At 65.3% G+C, this 21438-nt stretch carries 20 protein-coding genes, 2 pseudogenes and 1 other annotated feature; of the genes and pseudogenes, 11 read left to right on the forward strand and 11 right to left on the reverse strand.

Annotated elements, in window-relative coordinates; genetic code table 11:
• From SI859A1_RS00815 to SI859A1_RS00830, 3 genes and pseudogenes are all read right to left on the reverse strand, one after another.
• Window positions 1–745: pseudogene (locus tag SI859A1_RS00815) on the reverse strand (IS256 family transposase); the annotation flags it as partial.
• Window positions 746–802: 57 nt separating this feature from the next.
• A pseudogene (locus SI859A1_RS20645) lies at window positions 803–1446 on the reverse strand (IS3 family transposase); the annotation flags it as partial.
• Window positions 1046–1162, reverse strand: a sequence feature (AL1L pseudoknot). It overlaps the preceding pseudogene by 117 nt.
• On the reverse strand, window positions 1403–2185 hold the full coding sequence (locus tag SI859A1_RS00830) for a LysR family transcriptional regulator (protein WP_009207985.1): 783 nt from the start codon (window positions 2183–2185) through the stop codon (window positions 1403–1405). The pseudogene SI859A1_RS20645 and the gene SI859A1_RS00830, both read right to left, overlap by 44 nt.
• A 122-nt stretch (window positions 2186–2307) precedes the next feature.
• Between SI859A1_RS00830 and SI859A1_RS00835 the strand changes: the two genes are divergently transcribed.
• The gene (locus tag SI859A1_RS00835) at window positions 2308–3237 is read left to right on the forward strand and encodes an alpha/beta fold hydrolase (RefSeq protein WP_040326112.1); all 930 of its coding nucleotides are present in this window, start codon (window positions 2308–2310) and stop codon (window positions 3235–3237) included.
• 254 nt (window positions 3238–3491) lie between these two features.
• Here the strand turns inward: SI859A1_RS00835 and SI859A1_RS00840 are convergent, their stop codons facing one another.
• The 6 genes from SI859A1_RS00840 to SI859A1_RS00865 all read right to left on the reverse strand — a co-directional run bounded on the left by SI859A1_RS00840 (window position 3492) and on the right by SI859A1_RS00865 (window position 9968).
• Window positions 3492–4865: a four-carbon acid sugar kinase family protein gene (locus SI859A1_RS00840; protein WP_009207987.1), complete on the reverse strand. Its 1374-nt coding sequence runs from the start codon at window positions 4863–4865 to the stop codon at window positions 3492–3494.
• Window positions 4862–6103: a ribulose-bisphosphate carboxylase large subunit family protein gene (locus SI859A1_RS00845; protein ID WP_009207988.1), complete on the reverse strand. Its 1242-nt coding sequence runs from the start codon at window positions 6101–6103 to the stop codon at window positions 4862–4864. Before SI859A1_RS00845 ends, SI859A1_RS00840 begins: the two co-directional genes overlap by 4 nt.
• Window positions 6104–6127: 24 nt before the next feature.
• On the reverse strand, window positions 6128–7087 hold the full coding sequence (locus SI859A1_RS00850; protein ID WP_009207989.1) for an NAD-dependent epimerase/dehydratase family protein: 960 nt from the start codon (window positions 7085–7087) through the stop codon (window positions 6128–6130).
• Between the two features lie 32 nt (window positions 7088–7119).
• Window positions 7120–8412: a TRAP transporter large permease gene (locus SI859A1_RS00855; protein WP_009207990.1), complete on the reverse strand. Its 1293-nt coding sequence runs from the start codon at window positions 8410–8412 to the stop codon at window positions 7120–7122.
• A complete protein-coding gene (locus tag SI859A1_RS00860) occupies window positions 8409–8927 on the reverse strand; it encodes a TRAP transporter small permease (RefSeq protein WP_244400840.1) in 519 nt (172 codons plus the stop codon). Before SI859A1_RS00860 ends, SI859A1_RS00855 begins: the two co-directional genes overlap by 4 nt.
• A gap of 75 nt (window positions 8928–9002) precedes the next feature.
• Window positions 9003–9968, reverse strand: coding sequence for a TRAP transporter substrate-binding protein (locus tag SI859A1_RS00865; RefSeq protein ID WP_040324934.1), 966 nt, complete (start codon window positions 9966–9968; stop codon window positions 9003–9005).
• Window positions 9969–10215: 247 nt separating this feature from the next.
• On the opposite strand from SI859A1_RS00865, the gene SI859A1_RS00870 reads away from it, so the two are divergent.
• Both SI859A1_RS00870 and SI859A1_RS00875 read left to right on the forward strand, forming a co-directional pair.
• Complete coding sequence (locus SI859A1_RS00870) at window positions 10216–10899, forward strand: FCD domain-containing protein (protein ID WP_040324936.1); 684 nt, start codon at window positions 10216–10218, stop codon at window positions 10897–10899.
• 261 nt (window positions 10900–11160) lie between these two features.
• Window positions 11161–12138, forward strand: a complete 978-nt coding sequence (locus SI859A1_RS00875) for a nucleoside recognition domain-containing protein (RefSeq protein ID WP_009207994.1) — start codon at window positions 11161–11163, stop codon at window positions 12136–12138.
• 167 nt (window positions 12139–12305) lie between these two features.
• Here SI859A1_RS00875 and SI859A1_RS00880 read toward each other — a convergent pair whose 3' ends face one another.
• Window positions 12306–13127 carry an amidase family protein gene (locus SI859A1_RS00880; protein WP_081451299.1) on the reverse strand — a complete coding sequence of 274 codons (822 nt, stop codon included), beginning with the start codon at window positions 13125–13127 and terminating at the stop codon, window positions 12306–12308.
• Between the two features lie 138 nt (window positions 13128–13265).
• Between SI859A1_RS00880 and SI859A1_RS00885 the strand changes: the two genes are divergently transcribed.
• Window positions 13266–14015, forward strand: a complete 750-nt coding sequence (locus tag SI859A1_RS00885; protein WP_161600096.1) for a transcriptional regulator — start codon at window positions 13266–13268, stop codon at window positions 14013–14015.
• A gap of 86 nt (window positions 14016–14101) precedes the next feature.
• Here the strand turns inward: SI859A1_RS00885 and SI859A1_RS00890 are convergent, their stop codons facing one another.
• Window positions 14102–15010, reverse strand: coding sequence for a LysR family transcriptional regulator (locus SI859A1_RS00890; RefSeq protein WP_009207997.1), 909 nt, complete (start codon window positions 15008–15010; stop codon window positions 14102–14104).
• Window positions 15011–15112: 102 nt separating this feature from the next.
• Between SI859A1_RS00890 and SI859A1_RS00895 the strand changes: the two genes are divergently transcribed.
• The 7 genes from SI859A1_RS00895 (at window position 15113) to SI859A1_RS21715 (ending at window position 21380) form a co-directional block, all read left to right on the forward strand.
• The gene (locus tag SI859A1_RS00895; RefSeq protein WP_202797858.1) at window positions 15113–15787 is read left to right on the forward strand and encodes an RraA family protein; all 675 of its coding nucleotides are present in this window, start codon (window positions 15113–15115) and stop codon (window positions 15785–15787) included.
• Window positions 15788–15852: 65 nt separating this feature from the next.
• A complete protein-coding gene (locus tag SI859A1_RS00900) occupies window positions 15853–16815 on the forward strand; it encodes a Bug family tripartite tricarboxylate transporter substrate binding protein (RefSeq protein WP_244400844.1) in 963 nt (320 codons plus the stop codon).
• Window positions 16812–17276 (forward strand): tripartite tricarboxylate transporter TctB family protein, encoded by a 465-nt coding sequence (locus SI859A1_RS00905; RefSeq protein ID WP_009208000.1) that lies wholly within the window; start codon window positions 16812–16814, stop codon window positions 17274–17276. Before SI859A1_RS00900 ends, SI859A1_RS00905 begins: the two co-directional genes overlap by 4 nt.
• A 30-nt stretch (window positions 17277–17306) precedes the next feature.
• Window positions 17307–18812, forward strand: coding sequence for a tripartite tricarboxylate transporter permease (locus SI859A1_RS00910; protein WP_244400846.1), 1506 nt, complete (start codon window positions 17307–17309; stop codon window positions 18810–18812).
• On the forward strand, window positions 18809–19708 hold the full coding sequence (locus SI859A1_RS00915) for an NAD(P)-dependent oxidoreductase (RefSeq protein ID WP_040324940.1): 900 nt from the start codon (window positions 18809–18811) through the stop codon (window positions 19706–19708). Before SI859A1_RS00910 ends, SI859A1_RS00915 begins: the two co-directional genes overlap by 4 nt.
• Window positions 19705–20763 (forward strand): Ldh family oxidoreductase, encoded by a 1059-nt coding sequence (locus SI859A1_RS00920; protein WP_009208002.1) that lies wholly within the window; start codon window positions 19705–19707, stop codon window positions 20761–20763. The genes SI859A1_RS00915 and SI859A1_RS00920 overlap by 4 nt, the downstream gene beginning before the upstream one ends.
• A gap of 320 nt (window positions 20764–21083) precedes the next feature.
• On the forward strand, window positions 21084–21380 hold the full coding sequence (locus tag SI859A1_RS21715; protein ID WP_161600097.1) for a GntR family transcriptional regulator: 297 nt from the start codon (window positions 21084–21086) through the stop codon (window positions 21378–21380).
• The last annotated feature ends 58 nt before the right edge of the window (window positions 21381–21438 follow it).

Below are 21438 nucleotides of genomic sequence, written 5' to 3' on the forward strand. Positions count from 1 at the left end.
TTCAGGGAAGACGGCGACGATGGCTCAGGAAAGCCCTTCAGCCGTCGACGATGGCAAGCAGGACGTCCTCAACGCCGCGGTGCTTCATCTCGTTCATGACCCGCAGCCAGAACTTGGCGCCCTCGTTCTGCTCGAGCCAGAGGCCGAGGATTTCCTTGGTGCCGTCGGCGCGCACGCCAAGGGCGATGTGGACCGCCTTGTTTCTGACGAAGCCTTCGTCGCGGATCTTCACACGCAGAGCATCGAAGAACACGATCGGATAGACCGCCTCCAGTGGCCTGGCCTGCCAGGCGGCGACCTCTTCCAGAACGGCGTCCGTGACCACCGAAATCAGGTCCGCAGAAACATCGACGCCGTAGAGATCGTGAAGGTGCCCAACAATCTCCCGATTGCTCATTCCCCGGGCATACATCGAGATGATCTTCTCGTCGAAGCCCGGGAACCGCCGCTGATATTTGGCAATGAGCTGCGGGTCGAAGCTGCCCTGCCGATCCCGCGGCACGGCAAGATTGAACTTGCCGCTGTCCGTCGTCACGGTCTTGCGGCCGTAGCCATTACGGCCGTTTCCGGCGCCGTTCTCGCCGGCCAGATGGTGATCCATCTCGGCGTTCAGGGCACGCTCGGCGAATGCCTTCTTCAGGCCGTCGAGCAAACCGCCCGGGTCGAAGGCAGTCTTCGGATCGGCGCCAGACAGAAGCTGGTCGAGAAGCGCGTCAGGAATGCTGGGTTCTTTGCGGCGGGCCATGGGTCTCTCCTTCGGTCCCATTATGCCCGCTCACACACGGAATTCCTGACAGTCCCTCTTCACCGGCTTGCCACGCACGACACCCTTCAGGCCCATGCTTCTCATCAGCCGGGCGACCGTGCAGCGGGCAACGTCGATGCCCTCGCGCTTCATCTGGCGCCAGACCTTGCGGACGCCGTAGACGCCGAAGTTCGTCTCGAAGACGCGGCGGATGTCCTCGCAGAGCTTGCCATCGCGGTGCTCCCGGGCCGGCCTGCGAGACGAATCCCGTTTGCGAGCAGCGTGCTCGTGGTAGGTCGACGGGGCGATCGGCAGAACCCGGCAGATCGGCTCGACCCCATAGACGTCACGATGATTGTCGATGAACGCTGTCATGGCTTGAACCGGCGGTCGAGCTCCGCCTGGGCAAAATACGCCGACGCCTTGCGCAGGATCTCATTGGCCTGGCGAAGTTCGCGGACCTCGCGTTCAAGAGCCTTGATCCGGTCCCGTTCCTCGCTCGTCTGTCCAGCACGACCGCCCTGATCACGCTCGGCCTGCTGCACCCACTTGCGCAGCGTCTCGCCTGAGCAGCCGATCTTGGCCGCAATGGATGAAATCGCCTCCCACCGGGAAGCGTGATCAGCTCGATGCTCTCGCACCATTCGGACAGCCCGCTCACGAACCTCTGGCGAATATCTCTTCGATGTCGATTTTGTCATGATGACCCCATTCTCTCAGGAAATGAGGTCTCCGGAAAACCCGGCGCGGTTCATCCCTCATCACGTCGCCGTTGTTGGTATGAAGCCCTGCAGGGGCGCGGATAACCCGTGCTGTCGAGGTGCCTGCCTCGGCAAACCGCCAGTCTGCCACGCCACGGTTTATGTAGTAGATGGCTCTATGGGACGTGAGTTCATCGAGGGATCGAGGCGTGCCCCAGCAATCGAGATAGGCAGGAGACGCAACAAGCAGGCGCAGACTAGGCGCAAGCTGCCAAGCAACGAGGCGGGTATCGTCGATCGTCCCGTGTCTGATCACCGCGTCATATCCGTCGGCCGCGGGGTCGACACGCCGGTCGTCCAAGACGAGAGACAGCTCGATGCCGGGATGCTGTGCAAGGAAGTCGCAGATGGCCGGCCCGAGATGCATGCGCCCAAAGGTGACCGGAGCGGAGATCCGAAGAGGCCCTATCAATTTTCCCCGACGCTGTGCCACGTCGGCGGCCGTGTTTTCGACATCGTGCAAGATGCCGATTGCCCGATCGAGAAGCGCCACGCCGTCGTCGGTCAAGGTGAGCCGCCTCGTTGTTCGTCTGACGAGGATGGTTCCCAGACTGCGCTCGAGTTCGGCCAGCCGCTCGCTGACCACGGACTTGGAAAGCCGAAGGCGCCGGCCGGCTTCGCTGATCGAGCCAGCTTCCGAGACAGCCACGAAGGCGGCGAGCCCATCAAGCTTCATCATCGTTCGGCGTTTCCGGATACGAGTTCCGCGATATGCATCCTTATCTGGAAGCCGCGGCGCAGTCATACCTAGACAGCCGGACCATCAATCGCCGTTCGGTTTTCTTGACCGGAGTCCGAACAATGATACACCAACTCGCATGCGTAGCGACGCTCCTTGCGGCTTTGTTCGCAACGCAACCAGTGCTCGCGACCGATGCATTCACTTTTCCTGAAGGCTTTCAAGTCGAGGAGATCGCCGCACCTGGAGCGACGATCCATGTCCGGTATGGGGGACAGGGACCGGCTGTCCTCCTTCTTCACGGCTATGGTGAGACAGGCGACATGTGGGTGCCGATGGCCAAGGACCTGATGCACGACCATACGGTCGTCGTTCCAGACTTGCGCGGTCTCGGTTTGTCCTCGAAACCGAGAGGCGGCTTCGACAAGAAGTCCCAGGCGCAGGATGTCGCTGCTGTCCTTGACGCTTTGAAGATTGCAAGCGTGGACTTGGTCGCGCATGACATCGGCAACATGGTCGGGTACGCATTCGCCGCGCAGTACCCCACGCGCGTTAGCCGCCTCGTTCTCATTGATGCCCCGGTCCCAGGCATCGGTCCGTGGGAAGAGATCCTGAAGAACCCTCTCCTCTGGCACTTTCGCTTTGGAGGTCCCGATATGGAGCGCCTGGTCGAGGGTCGGGAGCGGATCTACCTGGATCGATTTTGGAACGAGTTCTCCGCAGATCCCGTGAAGTTCACGGAAGATGCCCGCGAGCATTATGCCAAGCTTTACGCGCTACCCGGTGCCATGCATTCGGGTTTTTCTCAGTTTGCCGCGTTTGACCAGGATGTCATCGACAACCGAGCATTTCTCGCATCAGCCAAGCTAACGATGCCCGTGCTTGCAGTCGGAGGGGAATACTCCTTCGGGCCCACGATGGCGACCGTAATGCGCTTTGCGGCCACCGATGTGCAGGAGGCGATCGTCCTTGGCTCCGGGCATTGGATCATGGAAGAAAATCCAAAGGCGACGGTCGAGATGGTCCGAGCATTCCTTGATGCGACACGCTGATCGCCTTCAGTTCATCGGCAGCGGATGTCCGCTTCCAGGTTTCGCGAAACGCCGATGAACGATCTACAGGGACCGGATGCTGAATGGCGGCTTTCGCATCTGTAGATGCTTGGAAGCTGCCAGTCTCCTTTCGGCCCCTCATTGCCCAACCTGGCCGCGAGTGATCTGGACGAGCGGGAAGTGGCGGACGGCTTTGTCGCCGGTCTCGGAGTTCCGCAAGACCACGGCCTTCGAAGCCGTTCTTGGAACCGTGATCAGAACGTTTGCCGCGTTCCCAGAGCATCAACGAACAGTGACGGCGATCCGAGTTGTCCGCCCTTGAGAACCACCTGGAGTCCATCGAACTCCCGTGCGCGGCTGTGGCAGCGGCAGATCGGCGCTCCCTTGCCGAGCGGGTGCGCGATTTCCAGCGCCGTCACCGGCGACGCCTCAAGGACCCGCCCGGACGTATCGCCTCCCGCAACGACGATCCGCTGCAGGCCAAGGCGCGGGACGGCCGTGGCGGCGATCCGGCCGAGCGCACGGCCGATGGAATCCTGGGCGTCCGAAAAGGAAATGTTGCGATCGGCGGCCGTCCGCTGGAGGGCGGCGAAGGCCGGATCGTCGACGGTCCTGGCGGCAAAGACGATGACGCGGCCGCAGCGCTCGATCGCCGCGTCGACCGCCGTCTCGATCCTGGCGAGTTCAGTCGCCGCGGTCTCGGGGGCGATGGCCTGCACCACGTCGAGACGGATAGTTTCAAAGCCGCTCGCTTCGGCGATCTCGATCTGCTCGGCCGTGACCGGCGAGCAGCTGCCCGACAGCACCAGCAGGCGATCGACCGGCGGGACCGGCGCGAACGGGGCCGGGGTCTGAGCCAACATCCCAGCCCGGTGCCAGTGCGCCACCAGCGCGTATTGCAGTCCCGAGGAGGACGCGCTGAACACGGGTTCGTCGCTGCCGTCCCAGACGAGCCGGCCGGCTTCGGCCTGCGTCATCTCGTCGGCGACATCGATGAAGGCAATCGTACCCGGCTTGTCGCGTACCCTGTCGGCGGCTTCGTCGGCGGTTCCGCCGGCGATCGCCGCGACGTCGATCGCGACAATGTCCCGTTCGGTCTGCGCGGCCAGATGCAGGCGCAGATCAGCTTCGCGCATGGGTGTCACGGGATGCCGCGACATCGTCGGATGCCGATCGATGCGATAGCGTGTACCGCCGGCGGCGGCGAAGAGATTGGCGAAAACCTGCCACCGGCCGAGTTGCGGGGCGCCGACGATCGACGGCGACCAGGGGCCGGCGACAAGGCTGTCGCCGATATCGATGGCGCGTCCGATCGAGCCGACGTCTGCGGCGGAATCGAAGGTCGAGCAAACCTTGTACTGGAGAATTCTGGGCGAAAGGTCGGCCAGCGCCCGGAACGGGCCCGGCAGGTTTTGGTCCATCCACTCCGGGCTTCGCGAGCGCGCGGTTCCGGCGATGCCGACCACCGGATAGTCGGCGAAGCTGGCGAGATCCCGCGCGTTGGGCGTGCGGGTGAACAGCACGGTGCGCAGCCCGGCGAAGGCGGTGACCTCCATGGCATCGGTCGATCCGGTGAAGTCGTCTCCATAAAAGGCGAGGAGGACGCCGTCCGGCAATCCGCCCGTCATGCGAACGTCTTCACGGCGACGGCCAGGTCGGGCGAGGCTGCGGCGGCTTCCTGCAACGGCACGCCCTGCATCGCGGCGTCCCAAGCTTCTCGCAGGGATCGCACCCCGGCGGCGATTCCCGAGGGATGCGCGACGATGCCGCCGCCCGCGCAGTAGATGAGATCCGGCGACCCCAGATGCCGCCAGGTGCCCTCCGCCTGCTTGACGCTCTGTCCGGACGAGAAGACCGGCATCACCACGTCCGGGCGGGCCGGGGACAGCGGTGTCAGGCACGCCTTAGCCGAAGCGACGACGCTGTCGTCCGGCTCCCAGAACTTGTTGGCCAGGCCGTTGACATGCATGTGGTCGACGCCGGCCAGCCGCCAGATCTTCTGCCAGGCGACATAGGACCAGCCGTTGTCCGGCGAGCGGCCGAGATAGCCCCAGCCATTGCGGTGCGCGTGGATCGGCAGGCGGGCATGCCGCCGCAGGGCAGTCAGGCCTGTCAGGCCGACACTGTTGAGGCTGACCATGACGCAGGTGCCGCCGGCCGCCTCGACCTGGTCGTGCCGCCGGAGCATCTCGTCGATCTCACCGGTCAGATTGACGGCATACATCACCTTGCGGCCGGTCCGCTCGGCATGGCGCGCGATCACCGTCGTCACAGCCGCAAGCCGCTCCTCGAAGGGACAGATCGCACCGTCGGCCTGCAGTTCGTCGTCCTTGATGAAATCGATGCCGCCGTCGCAGAGCTGGTCCACCAATGCGGCCGTTTCGGCCGGGTTCAGGCCGATCGACGGCTTGATGATGGTGCCGATCACGGGACGATCCACAACGCCTGTCAGTTGCCGCGTTCCCTCCACGCCGAAGGCCGGACCGGGATAGCGGTCTGCGAAGGCTGGGGGCAGGCGCAGATCGACCAGCTTGAGTCCGGCGACCTCGCGGAGCTCGAAGAGATTGCCGGCGAGGGTGGCCAGAAGGTTCGGCAGCGACGGCCCGACATTGGCAAGCGGCCAGGACAGGGTCATCCGATAGCTGCGCGGAGCTTCCCCAATCGCGCCCGGCAGCATCGGCAGACCGCTATCCTCGATCTCCTCCAGGCGATCGACCGTGGCGGCGGATCGTGCCTTCAGTTCCTCGCTCTCTCCGGGGATCGCGATGAATGTCCCCGAGGATTGCTCGCCGGCAATGATATCCGCGACACGATGCGGATCCCCAGCCGTTCTGAGGATGTATTCGGCGACGATCCGCTGATCCATGTTTCCTCTCCGCAGTTCGTGAGATCAGTGAGGGCGGGCGCCCTGCAGCCACGCGCGATAGTCGCGCAGGCCCTCGCGGATGTCGGCGAAGCGGGGCTCGAAACCCAGGCGCGCACGAGCCTTGGAGATGTCCAGCGGCGCACCGCGTTCGAAGAACAGGCCCGAGCCGAGCGTGACCTTGCTTTCGTGTCCGACGATGTCGGCGACGTGACCGACAATGTCGCGATGGGCCACGGCGACACCGCTGGAAATGTTGAAGGCCTCACCTGACACATCCGCCGGAGCGTCGAGCAGAGCGACGACGCCGGCCGCCGTGTCGCGGACATGCGTCCAGTCGAGCGACTGGTCGCCGCCCTTCGGCGAATCTGCCTCGGTCGGACCCTCCAGCGGGCCGAACATCGCCTGGTAGAGCACGTGCATCCGCGACGGCAGCTTGCCCGGGCCGTAGACGAAATAGAGCCGCGCGTTGCGAACGTCGATTCCGTAGGTCTGCCCGTATTGCAGTGCCAGCACCTCGTTCGACGCCTTGGTCGCTCCGTAGAGGTCGGTCACCTTGACCGGCAGGTCCTCGGTCTGGCCGCCGGCCTGGTCGCCATAGACGGCGCCGGAGCTGAGATTGATGAATTTCGGCACGCCGAAGATGCGGCAGGCCTCGATCACGTTCAGCATCCCGACCGTGTTGATCTGGATGTGGCGGAACGGCCGCTTGGCGAAGTTCGGACCGGCGATGACGGCGACGCCGAAGATGACGGCGTCGATCCGCCCTTCATAGGCGCGCATCCGTTCGAACAGGGTGTGGACATCGAGTACGTCGACGTTCTCGAAGGTCAGCCGGTCGCGATAGGGCTCGAGATAGTCGAGGCCCAATCCGTCGAGGCCGGCCGCGCCGAGATCGAAGATCACGACATCCTCGCCACGTGCTGCCAGATCATGGGAAATCCAGGACCCGACATGTCCTAGCCCGCCGAAGACGAGGGTTGCCATCAGAATGCTCCGTTTTGAAAAGTTGTCCGGGCTCAGTTCAGCAGAAGGTTCGGAACCGCGAGGACCAGCCAGGGCACGAAAGTGATCGCGATCAGCATCGCGAACAACGGAATGTAGAAGGGGAGGATTTCCTTCACGAGGTGGCCGAAGGGAATGTCGGCCACCCGCTGCACGGTGAACAGAACCGTACCGACCGGGGGCGTCACCAGCCCGATCATCAGGTTGAAGATCATCATCACGCCGAAATGCACCGGGTCGATCCCGTAGCTGACCACCAGCGGGGTCAGGATGGGCGTCAGCAGGAACAGCGCCGGCACCGAGTCGATGAAGCAGCCGACCAGCAGGATGAAGACGTTGAGGAGCGCCAGCAGCACATACTTGTTGTCGATGTTGGCTGCGAGGTAGTCGATGATCTGCGAGGTGACCTGATAGCGCGCCAGAACCCAGGCATAGAGGGCGGAGCCGGCAATGATCACGAGGAGTGCCGCGGTGTCGATCGCGGTATCCTTGCAGATCACCCAGAACTCGCGCACCGTGATGGTGCCATAGACCAGGAAGGCGATGAGGGTGCAGTAGACCACGGCAATCGCCGAGGCCTCGGTCGGCGTGAAGATGCCGGACAAAATGCCCGCGATGATGATGATCGGCGTCAGGATTGGCAGGAAGCCCGCACTGCAGGCGGCGGCGATCTGACGAAGAGTCGCACGCTTGGCGATCGGATAGCCGCGCTTGTGCGACAGATAGGCGACGAGGGCCATCAGGCCGAGACCCATCAATACGCCAGGAACGATGGATCCGAGGAACACGGCGGCGATCGAGACATTGGCGAGCGCGCCATAGATCACGGCAGGGATGCTCGGCGGAATGATCGGTCCGATGGTCGCCGAACTGGCAGTGACCGCCGCGCTGAAGCCGCGGTCGTAGCCGTCGCGCTCCATGGCCCGCATCTGCAGCGGGCCGAGGCCCCCCGCATCGGCGACGGCCGAGCCGGACATGCCTGCGAAGATCATGCTGGACAGGACGTTCACGTGGCCGAGGCCGCCGCGCAGATGCCCGACAAGCGAGCGGGCGATGTTGAAGACGCGGTCGGAAATGCCGGAGGCGTTCATCAGCCGGCCGATCAGCAGAAACGCGGGGATGGCGAGGAGGGTGAAGCTGTTGACGCCGTAGAGGGTACGCTGGGCGAGCATCTCGTAGGGAATGCTGTCGAAGCCACGTGTGGCTGCGAGCACCGAGATCGAGGCGCCGATCATCGCGAAGCCGACAGGCACGCCGATGAAGAGCAGAAGGAGAAGCGTGCCGAAGAGGGCGAGGAAAATGATCATGACATGCTGTCCGTCTGACCTGCGCCGCGGAAAGCGTCGGCGATGTCCTTGAGGAGGAGGGCGATCAGCATGATCAGACCGACCGCCTGGATCAGGTAGAGATTGGCGAAGGAGACCGGGATGGTGCTGGCGCTGACATTCTGGGTCCGGCCCATCATCTCGAAGGCGCCGACGACCACCAGAATGGCGATGGCTGCCGTCAGGACGTCGCCGAGAATGTCGAACCAGCGCCGCACGCGCGCCGACAGCAGGTCGAGCAGGACGGTGATCCTGATCTGCGCGCCGTATCGCTGGGCGATGGCCGCGCCGAGAAAGATCTCGGCGATGAAGAGAAAGCGGGACGTCTCGTCGGTCCAGGGGACGCCGATGCCGAGTGCGTAGCGCGATGCCACCTGGATGAACATCACGACCAGCATGGCGATGAAGGCGAGGGTCATGACGACCTCGACGAACCGCCAGAAATAGCCTGCAAGTCTGTTCGGAAAGCCGCTGCTTCCCTGCTCAATCGACGCCACCGCGCGATCCCCCCGAAACCGTTCAGTCGACGGCACGCCCGTCGCTGGACGGGCGTGCCGCATGCTAAGGATGCGTCAGTTCAGCTTGGACAGGACGTAGTCCCGGACCTCAGGTGCGAAGCCGTCCGCTATCTTGCGGATGGCCGGGGCCGCCTTGGCACGGAACGCGGCGACGTCCGGCTCAACGACCTGCATGCCCTTCTCCTGGAGCTGCTCGTACAGCTTGGCCTCGTTGCCAGTGACCAGCTCGTCGCCCCAGGCAATTGCCTCGTCGACGGATTCCTGCAGCATCGCCCGGTCCTCCTCGGAGAGGCCCTGGTAGAAATCCTCGTTCATCAGCCAGTGAAAGAACGAATAGACGTGCTGCGTCTTGGCGACGTAGGACTGCACCTCGAAGAGCTTGCCCGACCAGATGTAGTCGACGGGATTTTCCTGCATGTCGATGACGCCGGTCTGCAGGGCGGTGTAGACCTCCGGCCAGGCGATCGGGCTCGGCAGGGCGCCGATTTCCGTCCAGATCTGCACCCAGGGGGCGATTTCCGGCACCCGCATGCGAACGCCCTGGATGTCGTCCGGAGTCTTCACCGGGTTCTTCGAGGTGAGGTTGCGCGGGTTGCGGATCGACAGGCCGACCAGCTCCAGATTGCCGGTCTCGCGGACGGCCTGGCGCAGCTGCTCGCCCATCTCGCCTTCATAGACCTTCTTGGCGTCGGCGCTGGCATCGAACACGAAGGGCAGGTCAGCGCCCGCATATTTCGGCGCGTACAGGGTCATCGGCATCGAGCCGCCCAGTGCGATCTGGTACTCGCCGCTGCTGGCGCCCTCGAGGTGATCGCGCTCGCCGCCGACTTCGGTGCCAAGCAGCGTGACCGTGAAGCGACCCTCGGATTTCTCCTCGATGTTCTTCTTCAGTCGCTCACCGACCTGGAACATCTCGTGGCCGGGCTCGACGTGGAGCGCGATGGCGATGTCCTCGGCAAGCGCCGGAAAGGCAACGCTGGCAGCGCCGAGAACCAGCGCCGCGAACAAAGATTTCTGCATGAAGAACCTCCCAATTGGCGAGTCGGACCGCATCCCTCCCGGATGGCGGCTCCGCTGCAAACTGGTCCGACCATCAGACGTTCCAGCCAGCTGATGACTTTCTGGCGCATGCTGACTAGGCTTGTCAACGGGCGCATTCATCGCTCTATCGATCCTGGCAAAAGGGGAGAGCGCAGTGGTCGCTGACACCGAGAAGGCCAAGCCGGCCAGACAGAGACGTGCGGGGAGGATCGTGCGGCGGCGGCGCATGCACGAGGATCTCGTGGACATGCTGGCGACCGACATTCGCGCCGGGGTCTACGAGATGGGCGACGCGCTACCCTCCGAACGCGACCTCATGGATGAGTTCGGCGTCTCGCGGCTCACGGTGCGCGAGGCGACCGCCGCGCTGGAAAGCAAGGGCTTCATCGAGACCCGGCCGGGCACGCGCGCCCGTGTTTGCGGGCCCCGGCCGGACTTTCTCCTCGGCATGCTGTCGGAGGCCGCGGCCTTCCATCTGACCGAACCGGGCGGCCTGCGCTCCTTCATGGAGATCCGGGCGATCGTCGAGACGGGCGTCGCCCGAATTGCCGCGGAGCGCATTGCCAAAGACCAGATCGCCGGACTTCGGGCTGAACTGGAGCGGAACCGTAATGCCGTGGGCGACATGGACGAGTTCGGGCGCACCGACGTCGAGTTTCACTCCGCGATCGCCCGGGTCGTGGAAAACCCGATCATCGACGCGTTCTTCGTGGCAATCGACGAGTGGCTCCGGGAGGTCCGCCGGACGAGCCTGCTGAACAGTGGTCAGATGGAGACAGCCTACGCTGCCCATGCCCGCATCTTTGCGGCTCTCGAAGCCCATGATCCCGATCGGGCGGCTGCCGAGATGCGAGGGCACCTCGACCAACTGTCCCAGATCTACCCGCCCCCGGAGGGTCATCGGACCTGACTTCGAGCGGGTAGGCGGGCTTAGAGACATGTTCGTCCTAAGCAGCGCGAGAAGGTGGCTGACGCCTCGGAAGGCGAGCGACTGGCGACAGGCATCCAGCCGCAAGCAGTCGGCGCGCTTGGCTCATAGGCTGGGGTCATCCGGCCGAGGCGCTCGCTTGAGCGAGGTCCAGCCGCCACCGCAAGGCTTGGCTGATCGTTCCTTCACTTGGCATGGGCGGCAGTCGGGGCCTCTCATGACCCTTTTCCGGGACGACCGCCGATGCCGCTTCTGAACCGGGCGCTTCGCAGGACGCAGGAGACGCTCGCCATCTACTGGATGCTCGCCCGGATCGTGGTGCCGATCACGATCCTCACCGAGATCTTGTCGCGGATGGGGGTGATCGAGGCCATGGCTCCCGCATTCGGGCCGGTGATGCGAGTCTTCGGCCTGCCCCCGGAACTGGGCCTTGCCTGGTTGAGCGGGCTCTTGGTCGGGATCTGGGGGGCAATTCCCTTGATCTACGTGCTGGTGCCGGTGGCCGATCTGAGCGTCGGCGACATCACCGTCTTCTCGGCGCTTCTGCTGTTCGCCCATGGCCTGCCCATCGAGCAGAAGATCATCCAGAAGGCCGGGCCGGCGCTGATCGTCACGACGGTCCTCCGCCTCCTCGGTGGTGTCCTCTACGCCTTCCTGCTGCACCGCTTGCTCATGGCGACCGGTTGGCTGGCGTCCCCGGTGAATCCTGCCTGGATACCGATGAACGTCGAGCCAGGCTGGGGGGACTTCCTTCTCGGCCTGCTGGAGACGATGGCCACGATGCTTGTCATCTTCCTGGCTCTGTCATGGATGCTGGACATCCTGAAGGCCACCGGGCTGCTGGACCTCATGATGCGAGGACTGGCGCCCCTCCTGCGGCTCGCCGGAATACGCGGGGAGGCGGGAGAGTTCACGGCGGTCGGCCTGCTTCTTGGGATCTCCTATGGCGGCGGCCTGCTGATCCGCGAGGCGCGATCGGGCGCGATTTCCCCGCGCCAGATATTTCTCGCCTGCGTCTTCATGGGCTTTGCCCATGGCGTCATCGAAGACACGCTGGTCGTCGTCGCGCTCGGCGCCGATGCGACGGGCGTCCTCGTCGGCCGCCTGGTCTTTGCCGTCGCGGCGACGGCTGCGATTTCGGTTCTGATTGGACTGATGTCGGAAAGAACCTTCGCCAGATGGGCCTTCCGCAGCGGGCCTCGACCAATCCTGGATATCTAGCCGCTGTTCAGTCCGGCCGCCGCATCGCGATGGAGTCGAGTGCTCTTCCGCGCGTTCGCTTGAGATGCGAATTCCTGCATCTTCGATGTGTGGCGATAGCCGGCAAAGGTGGCGAACCGCACTCACCTGTCTGCAGCCGGTGGGCGGCAGGCACGACCGGTTCACGTTCAGTCTTCAATGACCAGATTGCGCTGCTGCATGGCAGCCTGCAGTTTTGCCGCCACGGCCATGACGAGGTCCTCGCGACCGTGTCGCGCGCAGATCTGCATGCCGATGGGCAGGCCGATCGCGGTCGTGGCCACCGGCACCGAGATCGCGCAGAGATCGAGATAGTTCGCCAGTCTCGTCAGGCGCGACATGGGGAAGACTGCCTCGTCGACATCGGCCAGCCGGCAGGCGGGAAACGGCGTCGTCGGCAAGAGGATGACATCGTCCTTTCCGAGAATCTCCTCGAGTGCGCCAAGCGCCTGGTGACGCGCAGCGACCCGTACGGCGTGAGCCACATCGTCGATGGCGGCGCCCTGGCGGACGCGGCTGCGCACGGCCGGGTCTAGCGGCAGGTCGGGATCCTCGACGAGGTGGCGCAGCGCGCCATAAGCCTCCTTCGCCATGATCGCGCCGGTCTCGGCCTGATAGTCGACGAATGCACGCGGCAGGACGAGTGGCTGCACCAATAGGCCATCGTCCGAGAGGGCCGCGATGCTGGCAAGGAACGCAGCCGCAACGGCCGGATCGAGCGGGTCCAGTTCGGCCCGCGGCGGTGTTCGAACGATGCCGATCGACCTGTTCGGATCCGACATGGCAGTCGACACTGTCGCCGACGGATCGCGCATGGCCGCAAAGATCAGCGTGGCATCGTCGATGTGGTGGGTGAGGGGCCCGATCGTGTCGAAGCTCGGGGACAGCGGCGCAACGCCGTCGGTGTCAAAGTGTGGGCCGAGAAGCGCTATCGACGCAATCGGCAGAAACGACTTGATCTGAAGCAGAATGGCGTTCCTATAGCGTCACTCAGCGACAGGAGCCGACCAAGTGAATGCCGATTTCATCCCAAATCTCAACTCCTGTGCAGCTATCAGCGGTCGACGGCCGACGTGTGTCGCAAACTGCGGATGAACCGCCAGCAATTCATGAAATACCTCGGCGGGGGAGCCTTTCCCTCAAACCGAAGCCTGCGGCGCATCTGCGACTTCTTCGGCGTCGACGAGTACGAAATCCTGATGCCCCACGACCAGTTCCGGGATATCGTCCGCCTCAGGCCCGTTCAGCACGAGGCCGACGATCTGCTGCCGGCTGCCGTGAAGCGCATCGCAGAGCATGCGGCGCGCCAGCATGCCCAGCTGGCGAAATATTGCGGCTATTACTACAAATACTTCTACTCGTTCTCCACGCCGAGTTTCGTGTTGCGGTCGCTCGTCTGCGTGGGCCAGGTCGGCGAGATGACCTACTACAAGACGATCGAGCGATTGACCCCGGCCGGCAACCGGCATGCGCCGGGCGATCTGTTCAAGTACAGCGGCGTTGTCCTGCCGGTCGGTGACAGGATTCACCTGATCGATCATGAATCGGTGGTGGGCAACGAGATGTCGCAGACGATCCTGTATCCACCCTATCGCAACCGGGTGTCGACGTTGATCGGATTGATGATGGGCATCACGGCGACCGAGGCGCACCAGCCGGTGGCAGCCCGTGTCGTGATGGAATATCTCGGCCGCCGCGTCGATCACCGACAGGCGATCCGAGGTTGCGGACTCTACGAGGAGGACGCCCAGGAAATTTCCCGGCCAATGCTCGATTATCTCCGAGAACCGTCGCCAACGGACGGTTTTCTCATCCGAGCGGGCTCGACCTACGAAAAGGTGCAGATGCGAAGCCGATAGGCCAGGCTCGGGCCCACCGGCCTTCCGGTAGCCGTGTGCTTCACGCCCGCGCTGCCTGTGTCTGCTCAACAGACCGACGCCGCTCTTCATTCGCCAGCGGTTTCGGCGGCGAGGCGGGCGCTGGTTTCGGCGTGATCGCAGAAGGCGGCGAGGATGGGGGAGGTGTCGCTGGCCCGCCAGCCGAGGCAGACCTGCACCGTGGGCGGTGTATCGGCGATCTCCACGTAAGCGACGCCCGGAATGTTCAGGCTGCGCGCAACCTCGGGCACGATCGCCACGCCCATGCCGGCGCTGACGAGGCCGATCATCGTGTGGATCTGGGTGGCATATTGCTCGACCCGCGGGACGAAGCCGGCCTTTTCGCACATGCCGATGATGCGGGCGTAGAAGAGCGGGCTCTTGCGCTGGGTGAAGAGAATGAAGCCGTCCTCGGAGAGGTCGCGCAGATGCAGGCGGTCGGTGGCGGCGAGGCGATGGTCGTGCGGCAGCGCCACCACGAAGCGCTCCTCGCGCAAGGGCCGGGCGCGCAGGCTGGGATCCGAGATCGGCGGGCGCAGGATGCCGACGTCGATCTGGCCGTCGCGCAGCGCCGCCAGCTGCTCCTGGATGGTCATCTCGAACAGTTCGAGATCGACGCGCGGGAAAGCCAGGCGGAACCGGCGCAGGACGAGTGGCGTGACGCCGTAGGTGGAGGAGTGGATGAACCCCACCGACAGCCGGCCTTCCTGCCCTGCCTCGACCCGTCGCACCTCCTTGGCTGCCTGTTCCAGATCCGCCAGAATCCGGTAGGAGCGCTCCAGGAACATCCGGCCGGCCGGGGTCAGGGTCACGATGCGCTGATTGCGATTGAGCAAGGTCGCCTGCAGCCGCTCCTCAAGCTGCTGGATCTGCCGGGTCAGGGCCGGCTGGGCAATGTGAAGGCGGCGGGCGGCACGGCCGAAATGCAGCTCCTCGGCGACGCAGACGAAGGATCGGAGCAGGCGCGTCTCGACCATCAGTGATGCCCTGTCGCTATCATTGAAGTGCCAACAATGTATTGGACGGAATGACCGGCCTCGGTCAAGCTCCCCGTGATGAAGAGCGGCAGGGAGGCCGGAGTGGCAGCAGGATTTCGTGTACTGAACGGGCACGTGCGCAGTGACCGATCGCTGGTGGAGGCGTTCGCGCAGATTCCGTCGGCGATCATCAGCGACAATCTGAACCGCATGGTCGCCGCCGGACCGTCGGTGCGTCCGATGCACAAGGGGGGCACGCTGGCCGGCACGGCGCTGACCGTGAAGACCCGGCCCGGCGACAATCTGATGATCCACAAGGCGGCCGACATCGCCCAGCCCGGCGACGTGATCGTCGTCGATGCGGGCGGCGACCTCACCAACGCGCTGATCGGCGAGCTGATCATCAGCCATGCCCGTTCGCGCGGGGTCGTCGGCTTCGTCGTCAACGGCGCGGTGCGCGACATGGACGTGATCGCGGTCGACGACTATCCGGTCTATGGCGCCGGCGTCAGCCATCGCGGTCCCTACAAGGACGGCCCGGGCGAGGTGAACGTGCCGATCGCGCTGGACGGCATGGTGATCTCGCCGGGCGACATCGTCATCGGCGATCTCGACGGCGTCGTGTGCATTCCCCGCGAGGAGGCGGAGAGCGTGCTGGCGGCGTCGCGGGCTCAGCAGGAGAAGGAAGCCGGCATTCAGGCGGCTATCGCGGGCGCCGGATGGGATCGCGCCTGGGTGGACGAGATCCTGAAGGCCAAGGGCTGCGAAGGCGTGTGAGGAGGGATGGGGCGCCGTCCGCGGCGGCCCGTCGGAAGACCAATCAGCACAAGAGGGAGGACATCATGAAATTCGTCAAGACGATTGCCGTCACCATGGGGCTCGCCGCCGCCGCGTTGGCGTCGCCGGCCAGCGCCGAATGGAAGCCGGAGCGCCCGATCGAGATCATCGTCGGCTTCGCGCCCGGCGGCGGCACCGACCAAACCGCCCGACTGATCGCCTCGGCCGCGCAGGAATTCTTCCCCGTGCCGCTGGTGGTGGTGAACCGCCCGGGCGCATCCGGCACGCTGGCCGCCGAGACCGTCGCCAAGGCCGAGCCCGACGGCTACACGCTGCTCGTCGCCGGCGGCAGCGAGAGCACCTCGGTGCCCAACCATCGCGAGATTTCCTACAGCCTCGACGATTTCCGCGGCATCCTGCGGGTCAATCGCGAGCACATGGTGATCGTCACGAAGCAGGGCAGTGGCCTCGACAGCGTCGAAGCGGTGGTCGAGGCGGCCAAGGCCGATCCGGGCAAGCTCGCCTACGCGTCCTCCGGTCCTGCCGGCATCCTGCATTCGGCCTTCCTGGTGTTTGAGAAGAAGGCCGGTATCCAGATCCAGCACGTGCCCTATCAGGGCGGCGCGCCGGCGCTTGCGGCCCTGCTCGGCGGTCATGTCGACATGGCGATCATCACGCCGGGCGACGCCGCGGCGCAGGTCGAGGCCGGCAATGTCAACGCCATCGCCACGACCTCTGACCGGGCCGAGCAGCTGCCCGACGTACCGTCGCTGACCGAGGCTGGCTATGACGTCGATCTGGAGAACATGAAGGGGCTCGTCGCCCCGGCCGGCATCCCGGACGAAGTGGCCGAATATCTGCAGGACCGCTTCACCAAGGCGATCGAGTCCGACACCTTCAAGACGCTGGCCGAGCGCGGCAACATCACGCCGGGCTATCTGAACGGCGCCGATTTCGAGAAGGCAATGCGCGACATGTCGGATTCGATCGCCGACGCCATGGGCGACACGCCGAAGACTGCCCAATGACAGCCACACGGGTTGTCGCCATCGTCTGCGGTCTGGCCTCCGTCTACTTCCTGGCGATCCTCGTCCCGGAAGTAGGAGCCAGCGCCGCTGCGATGGGAACCGGCGATTTCTATTCGGTGGGGCCGACGGCCCTGCCGAACTTCGCCGGGGCGGTGACGCTGCTCCTGAGCGTCGGCGTCTTCGCCACCAGCGGCCCGGCTGCGGCCGAGGGCGATCGCCGCTTCGACCGCGGGCTCGGCGCAGGCCTCGTCTTCACCGTCATGCTGGTGGTCTACGCCATCGCCATGCCCTCGATCGGCTTCCTGGCCGCCTCGGTGCTGTTCATGGGAGCGGTGTTCCTCGTCTACCGCCCCGCCAGCTGGTTCATCGCCCTGGTCCTGACGCTCGCCGTTCCGGTGCTGGTCGATCAGGTGCTGCGCAAGCTCTTCCTGATCCCGCTGCCGTCCGGGGCGTGGTTCTAACCACCCGAAGGGGTATCAATGGACCCGTTGTTGCAGGCCTTCTGGGGCTTGATGGAGCCGGTCACCCTGCTCACCCTGCTCGTCTCGGTGACGGTGGGGCTGATCATCGGCGCCATTCCCGGCCTCTCGGTCAATATCGCGGTGGCGTTGGCCGTGCCGCTGACCATCTTCATGCCCATGGACCAGGCGCTGGCGACGCTGATCGGCCTTTATGGCGCCGGCATCTTCGGCGGCTCGATCTCGGCGATCCTGCTCAACGCGCCGGGCACCCCGGCGTCCGCGGCGACCATCTTCGACGGCTATCCCATGGCCCAGCAGGGGCTGGCGACCAAGGCGCTGCGGATCTCGCTGATCGCCTCGGCCTTCGGCTCGATCTTCAGCATCGTCCTGCTGGTGCTCCTCGCCCCGCAACTGGCGAATTTCGCGCTGCGCTTCGGGCCGGTGGAAATCGCTTCGCTGCTGTTCTTCACCTTCCTGATCATCGGCATCCTGTCCGGCAACTCCCTGATGAAGGGGCTGCTGTCCGGCGCGATCGGCATGCTGCTGGCCACCGTCGGCACCGATCCCATGGTCGGCACGCCGCGCTTCACCTTCGGCTCGACGGCGCTGATGGACGGGCTGACCTACGTGCCGTTGCTGGTCGGCCTGTTCGCCGTGGCGGAAATCATCGAGGAGGCCACCCGCCGCTTCTCCCAGGGCACGCGCAAGTTCGACCTTGGCGACGAGAACGTGGAGGCCAACCGCCTGCGCTGGACCGAGTTCAAAGGCATGCTCATGCCGATGACCCGCGCCTCGGCGATCGGCTCGGCCATCGGCATCATGCCCGGTATCGGCGCCACGATCGCGTCGTTCATGTCCTATGCCGACGCCAAGCGGTCGCTCAACAAGGACAACACCTTCGGCAAGGGCGACCCGCGCGGCGTCGCCGTCTCGGAAAGCGCCAACAATGCCGTCGTCGGCGCGACCTTCATCCCGACCCTGGCGCTGGGCGTGCCCGGCGACGCGGTCACCGCGATCCTGCTCGGGGCGCTCGTCCTGCAGGGCGTGACGCCCGGACCGCTGATCTTCATCACCTCGCCGGACATCGTCTACACGATCTATTTCGCGCTGCTGTTCGCTACGCTCCTGATGGTCGCGATCGGCTATTTCGCCGTGCGGCCGCTGGCGATGACGCTGCGCATCCCGAAGATCTACCTGATGCCCTGCGTCGCGCTGGTGTGCGTGGCCGGCAGCTATGTCACCCGCAACAACCTCATGGACATCTATGTGATGCTGGGGGCGGGCGTGCTCGGCTTCATCTTCAACCGGACCGACATCCCGGTTGCGCCGCTGCTCATCACCTTCATCATCACGCCGCCCTTCGAACAGGCCCTGCGGCAGGCGCTCACCCGGTCCCAGGGATCGTTCGAGCCGTTCCTGACCAATCCCGTCTCGCTGACCCTCGGCGTGGCGGCGCTCGCCCTGTTCGTCCTCGCCGCCTACCGCAGCCGGCGCCAGGGAACGGTACCGCCAGTCGAAAGGACACAGAACCCATGACGGACACCATCGGATTCATCGGGCTCGGCGTGATGGGCGCCGGCATGGCGAAGAACATCCTGAAGGCCGGCTTCAGGCTGGTGGCGACGACCTCGTCGGCCGAGAAGGCCGATGCCTTCCGGGCGCTCGGGGCCGAGATCGTCGACAGCCCGGCCGAGATCGCCGGCCGCACGGGGCTGATCGTCACCTGCGTGCCGGATGCGGCAGCTTTGCGACAGACGCTGTCCGGCGACAATGGTCTGGCATCGGCGCAGTGGGACGGCGGGCTTCTCGTCGACTGCTCCACCATCGCGCCCTTCGAGGCCGAGGAGATGGGGGCCGCCCTGGCGAATGCCGGCGCGGCGCTGGTCGATGCGCCGGTCAGCGGCGGTCGCAAGGGCGCCGAAGAGGGCAAGCTGACGATCATGTGTGGCGGCAGCGACGCCGATGTCGCGCGCGCCCGTCCGGTTCTCGACGCCATGGGCACCAACATCCACCATGTCGGTCCGCTCGGTGCCGGGCAGGCGGTGAAGGCCTGCAACCAGCTGATGGTCGCGGTCAACATGATGGGCGCCTTCGAGGCGGTGGCGCTCGCCCGCGCCGCGGGTGTCGATCCGAAGGTGATGCGCGAGGTGCTGTCCTCCGGCGCGGCGCGCAGCGGCGTCCTCGAAGCCCATGCCCTGCGCTACATCGAGGGCAATCTGGAGCCCGGCTTCCGGGCCGAGCTGATGCGCAAGGATCTCGGCATCGCGGCGGCCGTCGGCGCCCATTACCGGCGCGCCCAGCCGGCGACGGGCCTTGCCCATCAGCTCCTGGTCGCGGCCTGCAACAGCGGCATCGCCAAACTCGACAGCGCGGCCCTCGGGCTCCTCTACGACCAGATGAACGGCACCGACGACGAAAGGCCGACCCGATGACCCGCTTTTCCCTTGCGACGCTCCGGCCGTTCGCCAACGCGCTCTTCGAGGCCAGCGGACTGAGCCAGGATCATGCGGCGCTGGTCACCGACGTCCTGATCCATGCCGATCTGCGCGGCCACGGCTCGCACGGCCTGACGCGCATTCCGATCTATGCGGAGCGTATCGCCGCCGGCGCGGTCAACGCCCGGCCCGACATCCGCTTCGAGCGGCCGGCGCCAGCCTTCCTGCAGGTCGATGGCGACAACGGGCCCGGGCCGGTGGTCAGCGACGCGGCGGTCGAGGCGGCCATCGCCACGGCGAAGGAGCAGGGGGTCTGCGTGGCGGCCGTCGCCCGCAGCAACCACAACGGCTCCGGTTCCTTCTATGTCGAGAAGGCGGTGGCTGCCGGATGCATCGCGCTGGCGATGACCAATGCGCCGCCGTCCATGGCGGTCTTCGGCGGTCGGCAGGCGGTGATCGGCACCAATCCGGTGACCTTCGGGACGCCGGTGGACGGCGGCACGCCGATCATGATGGACATGGCGACCTCGGTGGTCGCGCGCGGCAAGGTGGTCGAGGCGGCCAAGCGCGGCGAGGCGATCCCGGAAGGCTGGGCGCTCGACGCCGACGGCAAGCCGACCTGCGACGGTCGTGCGGCCGAACGCGGCGTCGTCCTGCCGCTCTCCGGTCCGAAAGGGTCGGCCCTGGCGATCATGGTCGAGGTGCTGTGCGGCGTCCTGTCGGGCGGCCGTTTCGCCGGCTCGCTCGGCAATCTCTACAGCGATTTCGAGACGCCACAGGATATCGGCCATTTCATGCTGCTGATCGACGTCTCACGCATTCATGCATCGAGCGGCTATGCGGCGCGGGTGCGCGATCTCGTCCTCGAACTGAAGGACAGCGCCACCGCCGAAGGCTTCTCCGAGATCAAGATGCCCGGAGAGGTCGAGATGGAGCGTGCGCGCAGCAACAGCGCCGAGGGTATCGACCTGCCGGACAATGTCGTCGCCGACCTCAACGCCATCGCCGCCAAATTCGCCCTGGCGCCCCTGGCCGAGACGGAACAGGCCTGATCAGAAAGGCCCGGTCGTTTCTCTTGACCGGCCTGCCACGCCGACGGCGTCACGGCCAGCGACATCTACCGCTAGCACATCGTCGCTGACGTGCAGGTCAGCGATACAGGATCTCCATGCCAGCGGCCATTGACGCTCGCCGCGGTCATTCCCCGATGCACCCGTCCGCCATCGGCACTCACCGCAAGTGCACGTTGCTTTCAGCAACCGGTCCATCGCAGACATGCGGGGCCGCGCGGGCAGGTGGGCCTGTGCTATTGTTCCGGTCGAACGTCCGGCATTTCGAAATGGATGCCGATTCCAAACGGGCATGGGCCGACATGAGCAGATCGGATGTCTCGCGCGGCGAGACCGTTTACCAGCAGTTGAAAGCCCCCAGCCAGGCCGGCGAGATGCCGCCCGGATCGCGGGTCAGGGAACTGGAGATCGCCGAGCGTCTCGGCCTCAGCCGCACGCCGGCCCGCGAGGCGATCCGCCGGCTCGAGGCGGAGAGGCAGATCTCCTTCACCCCGCGATTCGGCGCCGTGGTCTCCAAGCTCGATCACCAGGAGACCATGCGCCAGGAATATCCGTCGCGCTCCAGCGACGAGGACGAGCCCGGCATCACCGGCGATTGACCCGATCCGGCAGCGTCGCCGACCGCCGGGATGTCGTCCGGCGGTCCCACGCAGAGTC

The organism is Aurantimonas manganoxydans SI85-9A1, assembly GCF_000153465.1.
In the GTDB taxonomy this organism is placed as follows: Bacteria; Pseudomonadota; Alphaproteobacteria; order Rhizobiales; family Rhizobiaceae; genus Aurantimonas; species Aurantimonas manganoxydans.

Coding starts and splice junctions, on each gene's coding strand:
- SI859A1_RS00830 (WP_009207985.1), bottom strand. CDS start 2,185: ATGATGAAGCTTGATGGGCTCGCCGCCTTCGTGGCTGTCTCGGAAGCT.
- SI859A1_RS00835 (WP_040326112.1), top strand. CDS start 2,308: ATGATACACCAACTCGCATGCGTAGCGACGCTCCTTGCGGCTTTGTTC.
- SI859A1_RS00840 (WP_009207987.1), bottom strand. CDS start 4,865: ATGACGGGCGGATTGCCGGACGGCGTCCTCCTCGCCTTTTATGGAGAC.
- SI859A1_RS00845 (WP_009207988.1), bottom strand. CDS start 6,103: ATGGATCAGCGGATCGTCGCCGAATACATCCTCAGAACGGCTGGGGAT.
- SI859A1_RS00850 (WP_009207989.1), bottom strand. CDS start 7,087: ATGGCAACCCTCGTCTTCGGCGGGCTAGGACATGTCGGGTCCTGGATT.
- SI859A1_RS00855 (WP_009207990.1), bottom strand. CDS start 8,412: ATGATCATTTTCCTCGCCCTCTTCGGCACGCTTCTCCTTCTGCTCTTC.
- SI859A1_RS00865 (WP_040324934.1), bottom strand. CDS start 9,968: ATGCAGAAATCTTTGTTCGCGGCGCTGGTTCTCGGCGCTGCCAGCGTT.
- SI859A1_RS00870 (WP_040324936.1), top strand. CDS start 10,216: ATGCACGAGGATCTCGTGGACATGCTGGCGACCGACATTCGCGCCGGG.
- SI859A1_RS00875 (WP_009207994.1), top strand. CDS start 11,161: ATGCCGCTTCTGAACCGGGCGCTTCGCAGGACGCAGGAGACGCTCGCC.
- SI859A1_RS00885 (WP_161600096.1), top strand. CDS start 13,266: ATGAAATACCTCGGCGGGGGAGCCTTTCCCTCAAACCGAAGCCTGCGG.
- SI859A1_RS00890 (WP_009207997.1), bottom strand. CDS start 15,010: ATGGTCGAGACGCGCCTGCTCCGATCCTTCGTCTGCGTCGCCGAGGAG.
- SI859A1_RS00900 (WP_244400844.1), top strand. CDS start 15,853: ATGAAATTCGTCAAGACGATTGCCGTCACCATGGGGCTCGCCGCCGCC.
- SI859A1_RS00905 (WP_009208000.1), top strand. CDS start 16,812: ATGACAGCCACACGGGTTGTCGCCATCGTCTGCGGTCTGGCCTCCGTC.
- SI859A1_RS00915 (WP_040324940.1), top strand. CDS start 18,809: ATGACGGACACCATCGGATTCATCGGGCTCGGCGTGATGGGCGCCGGC.
- SI859A1_RS00920 (WP_009208002.1), top strand. CDS start 19,705: ATGACCCGCTTTTCCCTTGCGACGCTCCGGCCGTTCGCCAACGCGCTC.
- SI859A1_RS21715 (WP_161600097.1), top strand. CDS start 21,084: ATGAGCAGATCGGATGTCTCGCGCGGCGAGACCGTTTACCAGCAGTTG.